A 12,628-nucleotide genomic window follows, 5' to 3' on the forward strand; every position below is an offset into this window, starting at 1 on the left:
GCGATCTGCTCGCGCGCGTCATCTTTACAGAACAGCTCTGTTTTCCTGCACTGACCGGCGGTAACTTCCGGCCGTAACACAAACCCAGTGCTGGAGGACCTATGCACGGGCCGACCCCGCCCCTTCCGCTGCCCACCGATCAGCTTCAGTTCGCGATGCCGCCGATGTACGACTCGCTCGACGACGAGCGCCGGCATCGCAAGGAGCGGCTCGCCGGAGCGCTGCGGATCTTCGGCCGGGCCGGACTGGAGGACGGTGTCTCCGGGCACATCACCGCCCGCGACCCCGAGTACTCGAACTGCTTCTGGGTCAACCCGTTCGGCATGCCGTTCAAGCACGTCACCGTCGGCGACCTCGTCCTCGCCAACCAGGACGGGCAGGTGATCGAGGGCCGCTACCACGTCAACCAGGCCGCCTTCACCGTCCACGCCCAGGTGCACGCGGCCCGCCCCGACGTCGTCGCCGTCGCCCACTGCCACTCCGTGCACGGCCGCGCCCTGTCCGCCCTCGGCGACCTGCTCGACCCGATCAGCCAGGAGAGCTGCGCCTTCTACGAGGACCACGCTCTCTACGACGCGTACACCGGCGTCGCCGTGGACGCCGAGGAAGGCCGCCGGATCGCCGCCGCCCTCGGCTCCCGCAAGGCGCTGGTGCTGCGCAACCACGGGCTGCTGACCGTCGGCGACTCGGTGGACGCGGCGGCCTGGTGGTTCCTGTCCATGGAGAAGTCCGCGCAGGTCCAGCTGACCGCGAAGGCGGCCGGCCGGCCGCTGCTCATCGACCACAAGCTGGCCGTCGCCACCCGGGAGCAGCTCGGCGGCGACCTGGTGGCCTGGATCAACTACCAGCCCCTGTGGCAGGACATCAGCCGCAGCGAACCGGATCTGCTGAGCTAGACGCTCCGCAAGGCGCTCCGCAAGGCGCTCCGCTGGAAGTGCCGCGATCTGTCGTCTGCGGCGCCGTCGTGGCTGGTCGCGCAGTTCCCCGCGCCCCTTCGGGGGCGCTGCTGCCCCTGGGTCAGAAGCTTCGCAGTACGGCTGCTTTTGTCTGTGCGAACTCCTCGTCGGTGAGGACTCCGTCGCGGTGCAGTTCGCCCAGCTCCCGCAGCCTGCGCAGCAGGATGTCGTGGAGGTCGGCGGACTGGCGCGGCACGGTCGCCGGGGGCCGGTCCCGGTCGGTGTACTCCGTGCCCGGCCGGGTCGACGGATGCGGCAGCCGGGCCGTGACCGCCGCCGCGACCAGCGCCGTCAGCAGGTCGCGGCGGACACTGCCCCACAGGTCGAGGGCGTACGGGTCGCGCTCGGCCGGCAGTTTCGAGAACACCGTCTCCCGGGTCACGAACCGCAGGAAGCCGTCCTCGTAGCCGGAGTTGGGCAGCCACTCCACCTGGACCAGATCGCCGACGCCGATGATCCGCGGCCCGGTGGCCCGCTTGACCCGGTGGGAGGTGTCGGCCCAGTCGATGCGCACCTGCGTACCGTCGAACGACACCGTGCCGTCCGAGGACCGCACCGACACCGGCACCGGCGGACCCGGCAGCAGGTACGTCCTCGCCGGCTCCTTCGGGACCTGGTCCAGCAGCAGCGACTGCCGGATCTCCGCCACGACGTACTCGGCCACCCCCGACCGGTCCCCGTCCACCGCCAGCCGGTACGGATCCGCCGCCTCCGGCAACCGCCCGCCCGTCGCCTGCAACAACGGGTCCGCCCCCTCGCGCAGCCGCATCCTCAGCCGCCCCCGCCTGCGCTCCGGCTCGTACACCACCCCCGCCACCGCCTCCAGGGGTACGGCGATCTCCCCGTAGGTCTGCCGGAACAGCGGCACGGACCGGTGGCGTCCCGGCGTGATCCGGACCGTACTGCCGTCGAAGGCCCAGGTCCCGTCCCGCTGGATGATCTCGGCCATGGGGAAATTCTCGCAGCCGGGTCAACACGTCTGCCGTATCTTCACTCGTCGTGACCGGCCCGCTGAACGCGAACCGCGTGGCGTAGGGCACAATTCGCTCTCGACACAAGGGAGTTGCACGACGCCGTCCGGGCCCGGGGAGGGCCCTGCGCGTCGTGCCCCGGGCGTGGGGAAGGCAGGCGTCGGGCGTGGCGGTGCAGGAGGCGAGGCAGGGCGCCGGTTCGGGTGCCCACGGGGGCGGCTGCGCGTGCGGGGACTGTCCGCACGGGGCACGGGAGGGACACCGGCGGGCGGTCGCCGAATTCCTCCTGAAGCGGGAGGAGTTCGCGGCCGGGCAGGGGCTGCCCGCGGCGGTGGCCCACTCGGCCTCCGCCTCCCGCCAGTGGGTCTCCGAGGAACTCGCCCAGTCCGCCGGGGTGGTCGCCGAACGAGGCCGCGCCGAGGGCGAGGCCTGGCTCGCCCGCCTGTGGCTGCGCACCGCTTGCACCGTCTGGGCCGCCGTCGTGATCATGCTTCTCACCCAGGCCCTCACCGCCATCGGCACGGGCTGGACCAGCGCCCGCACCGCCGGACTGCTCGCCGCCCTCCTCGTGGCCCTCGCCCTCACGGCGGCCTCCTGGTTCCACCGCTCGCGCGGTGGGGTGCTCGCCCCCGTCATCGGCGAGGACAACCGCATGTCCACCTCCCGTACCATCGCCGCCTTCTGGGTCCTCTTCGTCGCCTACGCCGTCCTCGTCCTGGCCGGCCGCCTGGCCGCCGCCTCCTCTCCCGCCGACCGCGACGCCCTCATCGCCGGTCTCGACCTCGCCCGCGGCGCCGGCGTGGTGACCGTCCTCGCCGTGGTCTGCGGCATCGCCGTGCTGGTGCGCCGGGTGGTCGGCCTGCGCATCGCCGGCCAGCGCCTGCAGAAGGTGCGCGCCCACCGCCCCCGCGCCGCCGACCTGCTCACCGACGACTCCGGCCGCGGCACCTTCGCCGACATCCAGTACGTCGTCATCAGCGCCGTCGCCCTGCTCTTCGCCGCCGTACGGCTCGCCCGCCGCCCCGACCAGCTCCCCGACCTGCCCTGGGGCCTCGCGACGGTGGTCCTGATCTCCGCCGCGACCTACCTGGCCGGCAAGTACGCCGAGGGCGGCCGCCCGGTGATCCTCTCCGTGGTCCGCGCCCGCGAGGCCGGTGACCTGGACGCCCCGATCCGCACGGGCGACGACATCGAGATCCGCGGCACCGGTTTCGTCCCGCCCGGCGCCCAGACCGCCGACCGCCTCTCCCGCATGGTCGTCCGCATCGGCGCCGTCAACGTCCACGTCCCCCTGGTCCCGGTCACCGGCGGCTTCAGCAACCCCACGGACCACGTCCTCACCGTCCCCGTCCCCGCCGAGGTGGAGCCCGGCTCCGTCGAGGTCCAGGTGGTGACCGCGGCCGGGGTGGCGACCAACCGGTGCACGGTCGAGGTCACGGAGTGAGCGGGCCTGCCCAGCCCGCATGTGCCCCCTCCTGTCCGGCTTTCTCCACCCTCCCGGGTGTCTGAGTCCGGCCGAAATTCGGAAAAACGTCCGGGAGAGGGTTGAGCCGACCACGGTTGTCGTACGTATGGTCTGTTGAGGGGCCCGGGTACTGCGGCGAGAGGCGGCTACTGGCGATGACTCACGGCATTCGTTCGGACACGCACACTCCGTATCTCGACGGCGACCGCAGCCTGCGGGACACCGCCACCCGATACGCCCTCCTTCCCCTGCGGATCTTCCTGGGCGTCACCTTCATCTACGCCGGCCTGGACAAACTGACCGACAACGCCTTCCTCAAATCCGGCGGCTCCGGGTCCATCGGCGACACCATGCGCGCCGTCCGCGACTCCGCCGCGATCCCGGCCCTGATCGACCTGGCCCTGAAGAACCCCGTCGGCTTCGGCACCGCGATCGCCATCGGCGAGCTCGCCGTCGGCCTCGGCACCCTCTTCGGCCTGCTGGCCCGGCTGGCCGCGCTCGGCGGCGCACTGATCTCCCTCAGCCTGTGGCTGACCATCAGCTGGGCCAACTCCCCGTACTACTACGGCAACGACCTCGCCTACCTGATGGCCTGGCTGCCCCTGGTCCTGGCCGGCGCCCCCTACCTCTCCCTGGACGCGATCCTCCGCGCCCGACGCCGACACCGCTCGGCACGGGCTTCGCTGGGCCTCTGATCTGAGCGGCGTTCCCGCTCTCTACCTCTCCGGTGTGCCGCGGCGCCTGCGTATCGCCCTGGTCAGCGCCGCGGTCAGCCCTGCGAGGGCGAGGCCGGCCACCGTCACGGGGATGACCGCGAACCACTCGGTGTCCCACCAGCCGCCCGCGTCACCGGCGTAGGCGATCCCCGCCGCCGTCAGGAAGACACCGACGACCAGCCGTCCGGGCTGGAACTCATGCCGCAGCACGGGTCACCTCCACCTGTCCCGCGCCGACCTGGAGATCCAGGTCGAGCGTCCCCGCGTCCTTCGCGCCGCTCGCCGGCGCCAGTGTCACGTCCTTGTGCTTGCCCGGCTCCACGTCCACGTCCTTCTTGTCGTCACCGGGCAACTGGATGTCGCCCACCCCCACGTCGATGCTCATCCGCACCGTCACGCCGGCCGGCACGACGATCTTCAGTTGGCCCGCGCCCACCTCGGCGGAGGTCGACACCGTCCGCCCCCGGGCGACGCGTATGTGCGTCAGGTCCAGCGTGGCCACACCCGTCCCGAGGTCGTACGCCGGCGCCACCTCCGCCGCCGTGGCCGGGGTCCAGTTCGCCCGTGTCCAGTGGGTGCTGATGTCGGACGGGAGTGCCGTCGCGCCGGCCAGCAGGGCTGCCGTGAGCAGGGCGAGGAAGAGCGAGCCGGCCCCCGTGCGCCCCAGGAACGAGCTGAGCGCCGTGCCCAGCCCGAACACGATCAGCGCGCAGGCCAGACCGGTCTGGAGGCTGGTGCCCAGCGGGTGAGTGTCCCACGTCAGCCCCGTGCCCAGGCCGCCCGCCACGAGGGCCGACAGGAAGATCCAGCCGCCGATCCAGCGCGGTCCGCGCGGTCTCGGGGGCGGGCTCTGCCGGGCGCGGACGTCCTGGCCGTGGACCCACGGGGTGCTCAGCCGGAAGTCGAGCCCCGGGGCCTCCCGGCCGCGGACCTCGGCCGGGCCCCACAGGTAGCCGGTGCCCCCGACGTGCGTGCCGTCCTTCACGATCGGGTCCCGCCACCACGAGGGGTAGGAAACCGGGACCGGCGGCGCCTGGGCCTCCGGCGGGGCGTCGGCGACGGCCTGGGCGGACAGCGGATCGGGGTCGGGGGCGCCGCGCCGCCGCGACCAGTACCCGGCGCCGGCCAGCAGCAGGGAGAGGACGACGGCGAACGCCAGCACCTGGCCGTTCCTGATCATCGTCAGCAGCACTCCGCAGCCGACCAGGGCGAACAGAACGGCCGCCAGGGCCTGCCCGTCGACCCGGCCGGTCAGCAGCTTACGGACCTCGTTCTCCTCGTCGTCCTCGTACGGCACGAAGAGCCAGGCGAAGCCGTAGAAGAGGAGACCGATGCCGCCGGTCGCGGCCAGCACGGCCAGGGTGATGCGGAAGATCACCGGGTCCAGGTCGGTGTGGCGGCCGAGCCCCGCGCACACGCCCGCGATCATCTTGTGCCGGCGGTCGCGCCGGAACCGCGGGGAGGCCGCGTCGACGGCTTCCGCGCCGGTGCCGGTACCGGTGGCCTCGGCCCCCGGCGCGGCCGTCTCCGCCGCGGCGGGCGCGGCATCCGACGGCCCGGTGCCCGCTGCGGGCCGCGGGCCGGGGCCGGGTCCCGGACCCGTCGCGGCGTGCTCGTGATCAGTCATGAGTCAATGGTGACGGCCGAGCCGTCGCGGCGGCAGTCGGGATGACCCTGGCCGAACCCTGAAATCTGCCCCGAGGCCGGACCGGGAAGCGTTCGAACGGCGTGACAGGGGCAGTGCCCGCGGGAAATCCGAAGATCAGGGGAGTCTCGGGGGTCGACCCTGATGCTCCGCAACTCCGGGCGTGTGAACATCGATGGCATGCCGGAAGCCGCAGCAGCGCCCCTCGACGACCCGCGGCCGCCGCGCAAGCTCTACCGCAGCAGCGACGGCCGCTGGCTCGGCGGAGTGGCGCGGGGGCTCGCCGGGCACCTCGGCCTGCCCGTCGTCTGGGTGCGGCTCGTCTTCGTCGGCCTGTTCATGGCCAACGGCCTCGGCGCGCTGCTGTACGCCGCGTTCTGGTTCTTCGTGCCGCTCGGCGTCGGCGGGGTCGGCGGGCAGAAGCCGCCCTCCCTGGTCACCACCGAGACCTCGGCGGACGGCCGCCGCAGACTCGTCGCCCGCAAGCCCGACAAGGGCCAGATCGCCGCCCTGCTCCTCATGGTCGTCGTGTCCATGGTGTTCGTGGGCAGCGTCAACCTGACCAGCGGAGCCAAGGCCTACCTCCTTCCCGCGGTCCTGGTCGCCGCCGGTGTCGCCCTGGTCTGGCGGCAGGCGGACAACGCCCGCCGGGCCCGCTGGGTCGAGGTCGGCAGCCGGCGCCGCACGCTCAGCCTGCTGCGCGCGGGCGTCGGCGTCCTGCTCGTCACCGCGGGCGTCTCGGGCGTCTTCGTCATGCAGGGCTCCGCCGCGCACATCGGGGCGGTGCTCCAGGCCTCGCTCGCCGTGCTCGTCGGCATCACCCTGCTCGCCGGCCCGTATCTCGTGCGGATGACCCAGGACCTCTCCGAGGAGCGGCTGATGCGTATCCGCGCCCAGGAGCGCGCCGAGGTCGCCGCCCATGTCCACGACTCCGTGCTGCACACCCTCACCCTGATCCAGCGCAACGCGGAGAACGCGGGCGAGGTGCGCCGCCTGGCCCGTGCCCAGGAGCGCGACCTGCGCACCTGGCTCTACAAGCCCGAGGGCACCGGCAAGGACGAGGCCGACGAACCCGCCACCCTCGCCGACGCGGTCCGGCGCAACGCGGCGGAGGTGGAGGACAAGCACGGCGTCCCCATCGAGGTCGTCGTGGTCGGGGACTGCCCGCTCGACGAACGGACGGGCGCGCAGATGCAGGCCGCGCGCGAGGCGATGGTCAACGCGGCCAAGTACGGTGGCGAGGGCGGCGCCGTCCAAGTCTACGCCGAGGTCGAGGGCAGGACGGTCTTCGTGTCCGTCCGTGACCGCGGTCCCGGCTTCGACCTCGACTCGATACCCGCCGACCGCATGGGTGTCAGAGAATCGGTCATCGGCCGCATGGAGCGCCATGGCGGCACCGCACGGCTGCGGTCCGTGCCGGGCGGCGGCACGGAGGTCGAGCTGGAGATGGAGAGGGCGGAGAGGACGTCATGAGCGACGCGACCGAGGCGAACGGTCCGGGGAACGGCCCGGCGGAAGGCGCGGACGAGGCCGGGCGTCGGGTGCGGGTGGTCCTCGTCGACGACCACCGGATGTTCCGCACGGGCGTCCAGGCCGAGATCGGCCGGACCGAGGAGACCGGCGTCGAGGTGGTCGGCGAGGCCGCGGACGTCGACCAGGCGGTCTCGGTGATCACCGCGACCCGGCCCGAGGTGGTCCTCCTGGACGTGCACCTGCCGGGCGGCGGCGGGGTCGAGGTGCTGCGCCGGTGCGCCCCGTTGACGGCGGACGCCGAGCGGCCGGTGCGCTTCCTCGCACTGTCCGTGTCGGACGCGGCCGAGGACGTGATCGGCGTGATCCGGGGCGGCGCCCGCGGCTACGTCACCAAGACGATCACCGGCACCGACCTGGTGGACTCGATCTTCCGGGTCCAGGAGGGCGACGCCGTCTTCTCGCCGCGGCTCGCCGGGTTCGTCCTGGACGCCTTCGCCTCCACCGACGCCCCGCCGGTCGACGAGGACCTCGACCGCCTCACCCAGCGCGAGCGCGAGGTCCTGCGCCTCATCGCCCGCGGCTACGCCTACAAGGAGATCGCCAAGCAGCTGTTCATCTCAGTGAAGACGGTCGAGTCCCATGTCTCGGCGGTGCTGCGGAAGCTGCAGCTGTCCAACCGGCACGAGCTGACCCGCTGGGCGACGGCTCGCCGCCTGGTCTGAGGCCGTTCAGACGACCCGCGTCGCCCCCGCGAACGGCATCTCGTCGATCGGTGCGATCCGTACCGGCGCCGACGGGTTCGGCGCGTGGATCATCTGGCCGTTGCCGATGTAGATGCCGACGTGGCTGATGCCCGAGTAGAAGAACACCAGGTCGCCCGGCTGGAGCTCGGAGCGGGAGACGCGGCGGCCGGCGTCGATCTGGGCGTAGGTGGTGCGGGGGATGGAGACGCCGGCGGAGCGGTAGGCGGCCTGGGCGAGGCCCGAGCAGTCGAAGGCGTCGGGGCCGGTCGCGCCCCAGACGTACGGGCTGCCGAGCTTCGAGTAGGCGTACGCGACGGCGGCCGCGGCGCGGGAGTCGGTGGCGGCGACGCTGCCGGTGGTCAGCGGGGCGCGGGCGTCCGACGCGGAGCGGGAGGCGCGTCCGGTGATGTCGTCCGCCGTGACCGCCGACCGCTGCTGCGGTGACAGCCGGTCCAGCAGCTGCCGAGCCTCGCCCAGCTTGCCGTTGACGGCGGCCTTCTCCCGTTTCAGCTCGGCCTGCCGGGACCGCAGCGACGTCAGCTCGACGTGTGCCGCACCCCGCAACTGCTCGATCTCGCGCAGCTGTTGCCGTACCCGCGCCACCGCACCGGCCTGCCGGTCGCCGGCCCGCTCGGCGAAGGCCGCGTCGTCGAGGTACCGGTCGGGATCGCTGGACAGCGCCAGCTGCCAGGCCGGGTCGATGCCGCCGTCGCGGTACTGCGCGGCCGCTATGGAACCGAGCGCGTCCCGGGCGGAGTTGAACTTCTCCTGGGCGCGGGCGGTCTCGTCCTGCAGCGACTTCAGCCGCCGCTGGGCCGTGTCGGCCTTCTCCTTCGCTCCGTCGTACTTCTGGGTGGCCTCCTCGGCCTCCTGGTACAGCTGGTCCACCTTGGCCTTCACCTGCGCCGGGGTCAGTTGCGGCTCGGCGTTACCGGTCCCTTCGAAGGCCGTCGCGGTGGCCGCGCCCGCCAGGGCGAGGGTGGCGGCCGTGCGGGCCGTGTTGCCGCTGAGCGAGCGCTGTCGGGGCTTGCGGTGCGCTGCCACCTGGACTGTCCCGTCCTTTCGTACGACCGCCGTCTCGTCCGCGGGGAGTGCGCATCGCGCGTCCGGCGGCGGCCCGCACAGGGGGAGCGGGCCGCCGCCGGATCTTCTCGGCGGTGGTGTCCGACTGCCGCCCCTGGCCCGGGCGGCGGTGGGGAGTCGGCCACCTGGGGGAGGACGCTAGGCCCGGGTGTGTCGGCTTGGTAACGCGATGCACGGAATTGGCACGACCGGATCGTTACCCGACGGTATGTGTACGGAATTCCGGTCCGGAGTCGTCGGCTTCCCGGGGCGGGATGACCGAAGCGGCGGTTCCGGGGCTGGTGGGAGACGCGGGCTGCTATGGGGTGCATATATGCGGCGCGGTCGGTGCCGAGGGAGGGGCCGGTGGCCGGTGCACCGGAGGGCCCTGATTAGGCTCCGGGGCCATGGACGTACTCATCCATCTCTTCGTCGGCCTGCACATCATCGGCATCGCCGCGCTCCTCGGCGGCTTCCTCACCCAGATGAAGGCGATGGGCCAGGGCACGGCCCGGTTCGTCCCCGGGATGCTGCACGGCGCGTTCACCATGCTCGCGACCGGCGTGATCCTCGTCGGCCTCAACGAGGCCGACGACCACCACGTCAACACGATCAAGATCGGCGTGAAGCTCGCCCTGCTGATCGTGATCCTCGGACTCGTCTACGTGAAACGGGACGACGAGAAGGTCGAGAAGGGCGCCTTCGGCCTGGTGGGCCTGCTCACGGCGGTGAACATCTTCATCGCCGTCCTGTGGACCTGATCCCGGCATCCTCTGCGGGCCTCAACGGGCCTTCCTGAGGGCGGCACGGGCGCCCGCCGCCGCGCCGGTCGCCACCGTCAGCCAGGCCGCCACCGTGACCCACACCAGCACCCGCCCGGGCCACTCCAGCCACGCACCGCCGACGGCGGCGGCGACCGACAGCGCCGCCGTCGCCGTCATCCCCATCGGGAACACCGTCGCCCAGCGGCGCACGTCGTAACGCGGCCGGGGCCACGCCACCTCCGCGGCCAGCAGGACGGCGTACCAGGCCAGGTCCAGGACCAGCAGCCCCACCGTCACCACGCGCAGGACGCCCCGGTCGTCGTCGTTCCACAGGTACAGCCGCGCGCTGTCGGCCGCCAGCAGCCGCGCCCCGGCCAGCGCGGAGATCGCGAGCGCGCCGCCCGCCACCCACTGGTCACCGGGCCCCCGGGCGATCTGCCGCCACTCGAACCGGGGCACGGCGAGCCCGTACATCGCCAGCCCCAGCCAGAACAGGACCAGCGAGAGGTGCGCGAGCCACGCCGTCGTCAGGGCCGCCGCCAGCGTCGCTCCGAGCACGGCGGGCCCCTGGGTGGCCACACAGGCAAGGAACACCGCTCCCGGCATCCGCGGCCTCCAGTGCCGCACGACGACGACCAGCAACGGCAGCCACAGCACCACCGACAGCGCCAGCAGGGCCTCGGCGGGGCTCTGCCACCCGAGCGCCGAGAACCGCGTCCCCAGCACCGCCGTCGCCGCCACCGCGGTGAGCGCGCCCGGCGTCCGCGCCTCCCGCGCCCACCGCCGGCGATCCCGCGCCAGCCGTACGACGAAGTCCGCCGCCAGCGCCGCCCACATCACGCAGGCGAGCGCCAGCGCCACCCGGGACACGGTCTCCGCCCCCACCAGGTGCAGCCCCACCGACAGGATGCCGGTGGCCATCACGGCGGCCCCGGCCGCCGGCGGACGCTGCGCCCACCAGGCGCGGAGGGGTGAAATGCCGGACATGCCCCTGATGCTAGGGAGAGCCGGCCGCAGTACGAACGGGGCACGCGCGCGTGTCACGAACGATGCACGCGCGCGTGCGGCCCGAAACCCGCGCGCCGGTGCGCCGAGGCGTGCGGGGGAGCGGGTGGAGCGTGCGGAGAAGCGGATGGGGAAGCGGATGGGGGCGCCCGGGGGACGGCGGGCGCCCCGTGGGATCAGGCCGGGCGCACCACGCTGTGGATGATCGACTCGCCGCCGTAGTAGATCGACTCCTCGCGGACGTAGGCGCCGGGCTTGGGGGCGTGGATCATCATGCCGTTGCCGATGTAGATGCCGACGTGGCTGACGTCGTCGTAGAAGAAGACCAGGTCGCCGGGCTGGGCGTCGGCGAGGGGGACGGTGGTGCCGGCGTTCACCTGGTCGTAGGTGGTGCGCGGCAGGGAGACGCCCGCGGCCTTCCAGGCGGCCTGGGAGAGCCCGGAGCAGTCGTAGGAGCCGGGGCCGGTGGCGCCCCAGACGTACGGCTTGCCGATCTGCGCGCGGGCGAAGGCGATCGCCTTGGCGGCCTTCGTGGCGTAGGCGGAGTCCGAGCCGGAGCTGGAACCCGAGCCGGAAGAGGAGCCGCTGGACGACGACGAGGATGACGAGGATGACGAGGACGACGCCGCCTGGTCGGCCGCCGCGGCCTGCTGCTTCGCCAGCTCGGCCGCCTTGCGGTCCGCCGCCTCCTGCTGCCGCTTCTCGATCGCCGCCAGCCGGGCCTTCTCCGCGGCCGTCAGCTGGGACAGCAGCTCCCGCGCGGAGGCCAGCTTCGTCTGCACGGTGGTCTTGGCGGTCTTGAGGTCGTCCTGCGTCTCGGTGAGCGTCTCGAGGCTCTGGGAGGCCTCCTGCCGCTTCTTCATGGTCGCGGACTGCTCGGTGACGTAGTCGTCGACCGCGCCCTTCTGGCGCGAGGTCAGGCGGCTCATCAGCTGGTCCTGGTCGAAGTAGTCCTGGGGACTGTCCGCGAGCAGGAAGGTCGCCGTGTCGGGGACGCTCGCCCCGGTCCGGTACTGGGCCGCCGCGAACGAACCCAGTTCCTCACGCGCCTTGTTGAGCCGGTCCGTGCGCCGGGCGACGTCGTCGAGCAGGGTGTCGACCTGCTTGCGCTGCCTGCCGGTCCGCTCCTTGGCCGCGTTGTACTTCTCGGTCGCCGACTCCGCCTGCCGGTAGAGGGAGTCGACCTTCTTCTCGACCTCCTCCAGGCTCGGCTTGCCGTCGTCGGAGGGCGCGGCCTCGGCCGTCTGGGAGAACAGGGCCATGGAGGTGAGGGCGGCGGTGGCCAGGGCGGGGGTGCGTATGCCTGCCGCGCGTGTTCCTGACGGCCGGGACTTGCGGTGCGACGCCAACGGGGGCGACTCCTTCCAGCGTTCCGCCTACCGAGTTAGCTGTCGGGTTCGGGCGGGTGGTTCGGAAGGGTTGCCCTACGGTCCGTTCTCCGGTGGGGAGTCGGGACCGATTCACCCCAAGGTCGGTGTGGGTCCCCGGCTCCGGGTGCGCGGCGGCACTCCGGACTCGGCGGAGGCCGTGCGGCCCGGCGACGTTCGCCGGTGGGGGTCGTACGGCCTGCCCGGCACGCTAGCCAACTCGTGTGGTCCCTGTGAAGTTTGATGTGCGATATGCCCGATACATTTTCGTGACCTTGGTGTTGCGGTGCGCTCCGGCGATGCGATTAGGGGCGTTATGGGTGACTTGCCCGACGGTGGCGGAGGGTTCGAGGCGGGTGTTCGTTGCTGCGTGACGCGCGTCGACCGGCCGTGACGGAGCGGATCTGTTCGGTGACCGGGGCGAGTTTTCGGGGCGGCGGCCGGTTGTCGGTGGGGCGCCC

The 12,628-nt window shown here is 72.7% G+C and carries 12 protein-coding genes and 1 riboswitch; of the genes, 6 read left to right on the top strand and 6 right to left on the bottom strand.

Annotated features, from left to right (window positions below; all coding sequences use genetic code 11):
• The first annotated feature begins 101 nt into the window (after nt 1–101).
• On the top strand, nt 102–896 hold the full coding sequence (locus tag ACGF5O_RS43245; RefSeq protein ID WP_351491326.1) for a class II aldolase/adducin family protein: 795 nt from the start codon (nt 102–104) through the stop codon (nt 894–896).
• Nucleotides 897–1,017: 121 nt separating this feature from the next.
• Here the strand turns inward: ACGF5O_RS43245 and ACGF5O_RS43250 are convergent, their stop codons facing one another.
• Entirely contained in the window at nt 1,018–1,905 is an 888-nt protein-coding gene (locus tag ACGF5O_RS43250) for a DUF4429 domain-containing protein (RefSeq protein ID WP_393815431.1), read from the bottom strand.
• Nucleotides 1,906–2,093: 188 nt separating this feature from the next.
• Here ACGF5O_RS43250 and ACGF5O_RS43255 point away from each other — a divergent pair, with 188 nt between their 5' ends.
• Together ACGF5O_RS43255 and ACGF5O_RS43260 are read left to right on the top strand one after the other, a co-directional pair.
• A complete protein-coding gene (locus tag ACGF5O_RS43255; RefSeq protein ID WP_393815432.1) occupies nt 2,094–3,371 on the top strand; it encodes a hypothetical protein in 1,278 nt (425 codons plus the stop codon).
• Nucleotides 3,372–3,547: 176 nt separating this feature from the next.
• Nucleotides 3,548–4,087 (top strand): DoxX family protein, encoded by a 540-nt coding sequence (locus ACGF5O_RS43260; protein ID WP_393815433.1) that lies wholly within the window; start codon nt 3,548–3,550, stop codon nt 4,085–4,087.
• 21 nt (nt 4,088–4,108) lie between these two features.
• On the opposite strand, the gene ACGF5O_RS43265 is transcribed toward ACGF5O_RS43260, so the two are convergent.
• Both ACGF5O_RS43265 and ACGF5O_RS43270 read right to left on the bottom strand, forming a co-directional pair.
• Complete coding sequence (locus ACGF5O_RS43265) at nt 4,109–4,318, bottom strand: hypothetical protein (RefSeq protein WP_393815434.1); 210 nt, start codon at nt 4,316–4,318, stop codon at nt 4,109–4,111.
• Nucleotides 4,305–5,735 carry a PspC domain-containing protein gene (locus ACGF5O_RS43270; RefSeq protein WP_393815435.1) on the bottom strand — a complete coding sequence of 477 codons (1,431 nt, stop codon included), beginning with the start codon at nt 5,733–5,735 and terminating at the stop codon, nt 4,305–4,307. Before ACGF5O_RS43270 ends, ACGF5O_RS43265 begins: the two co-directional genes overlap by 14 nt.
• Before the next feature lie 198 nt (nt 5,736–5,933).
• Between ACGF5O_RS43270 and ACGF5O_RS43275 the strand changes: the two genes are divergently transcribed.
• Together ACGF5O_RS43275 and ACGF5O_RS43280 are read left to right on the top strand one after the other, a co-directional pair.
• Nucleotides 5,934–7,226: a PspC domain-containing protein gene (locus ACGF5O_RS43275; protein WP_393815436.1), complete on the top strand. Its 1,293-nt coding sequence runs from the start codon at nt 5,934–5,936 to the stop codon at nt 7,224–7,226.
• The gene (locus ACGF5O_RS43280; protein WP_393815437.1) at nt 7,223–7,948 is read left to right on the top strand and encodes a LuxR C-terminal-related transcriptional regulator; all 726 of its coding nucleotides are present in this window, start codon (nt 7,223–7,225) and stop codon (nt 7,946–7,948) included. Before ACGF5O_RS43275 ends, ACGF5O_RS43280 begins: the two co-directional genes overlap by 4 nt.
• A gap of 6 nt (nt 7,949–7,954) precedes the next feature.
• Here ACGF5O_RS43280 and ACGF5O_RS43285 read toward each other — a convergent pair whose 3' ends face one another.
• Nucleotides 7,955–9,013 carry an NlpC/P60 family protein gene (locus ACGF5O_RS43285; RefSeq protein ID WP_393815438.1) on the bottom strand — a complete coding sequence of 353 codons (1,059 nt, stop codon included), beginning with the start codon at nt 9,011–9,013 and terminating at the stop codon, nt 7,955–7,957.
• A 425-nt stretch (nt 9,014–9,438) separates the two neighbouring features.
• Here ACGF5O_RS43285 and ACGF5O_RS43290 point away from each other — a divergent pair, with 425 nt between their 5' ends.
• Nucleotides 9,439–9,792 carry a hypothetical protein gene (locus ACGF5O_RS43290; protein WP_393815439.1) on the top strand — a complete coding sequence of 118 codons (354 nt, stop codon included), beginning with the start codon at nt 9,439–9,441 and terminating at the stop codon, nt 9,790–9,792.
• A 21-nt stretch (nt 9,793–9,813) separates the two neighbouring features.
• Here ACGF5O_RS43290 and ACGF5O_RS43295 read toward each other — a convergent pair whose 3' ends face one another.
• Nucleotides 9,814–10,782 (bottom strand): tellurite resistance/C4-dicarboxylate transporter family protein, encoded by a 969-nt coding sequence (locus ACGF5O_RS43295; RefSeq protein ID WP_393815440.1) that lies wholly within the window; start codon nt 10,780–10,782, stop codon nt 9,814–9,816.
• 194 nt (nt 10,783–10,976) lie between these two features.
• Nucleotides 10,977–12,149 carry an NlpC/P60 family protein gene (locus tag ACGF5O_RS43300; RefSeq protein ID WP_393815441.1) on the bottom strand — a complete coding sequence of 391 codons (1,173 nt, stop codon included), beginning with the start codon at nt 12,147–12,149 and terminating at the stop codon, nt 10,977–10,979.
• 7 nt (nt 12,150–12,156) lie between these two features.
• A riboswitch (cyclic di-AMP (ydaO/yuaA leader) is annotated at nt 12,157–12,331 on the bottom strand.
• Nucleotides 12,332–12,628: the final 297 nt, after the last annotated feature.

This window comes from Streptomyces sp. NPDC048291, from assembly GCF_043201715.1.
Taxonomy (GTDB): domain Bacteria; phylum Actinomycetota; class Actinomycetes; order Streptomycetales; family Streptomycetaceae; genus Streptomyces.

Bases quoted from the DNA above. Each gene is read 5' to 3' on its own strand.
- ACGF5O_RS43280 (WP_393815437.1), top strand. From the start codon at position 7,223: ATGAGCGACGCGACCGAGGCGAACGGTCCGGGGAACGGCCCGGCGGAA.
- ACGF5O_RS43270 (WP_393815435.1), bottom strand. From the start codon at position 5,735: ATGACTGATCACGAGCACGCCGCGACGGGTCCGGGACCCGGCCCCGGC.
- ACGF5O_RS43295 (WP_393815440.1), bottom strand. From the start codon at position 10,782: ATGTCCGGCATTTCACCCCTCCGCGCCTGGTGGGCGCAGCGTCCGCCG.
- ACGF5O_RS43260 (WP_393815433.1), top strand. From the start codon at position 3,548: ATGACTCACGGCATTCGTTCGGACACGCACACTCCGTATCTCGACGGC.
- ACGF5O_RS43250 (WP_393815431.1), bottom strand. From the start codon at position 1,905: ATGGCCGAGATCATCCAGCGGGACGGGACCTGGGCCTTCGACGGCAGT.
- ACGF5O_RS43245 (WP_351491326.1), top strand. From the start codon at position 102: ATGCACGGGCCGACCCCGCCCCTTCCGCTGCCCACCGATCAGCTTCAG.
- ACGF5O_RS43290 (WP_393815439.1), top strand. From the start codon at position 9,439: ATGGACGTACTCATCCATCTCTTCGTCGGCCTGCACATCATCGGCATC.
- ACGF5O_RS43275 (WP_393815436.1), top strand. From the start codon at position 5,934: ATGCCGGAAGCCGCAGCAGCGCCCCTCGACGACCCGCGGCCGCCGCGC.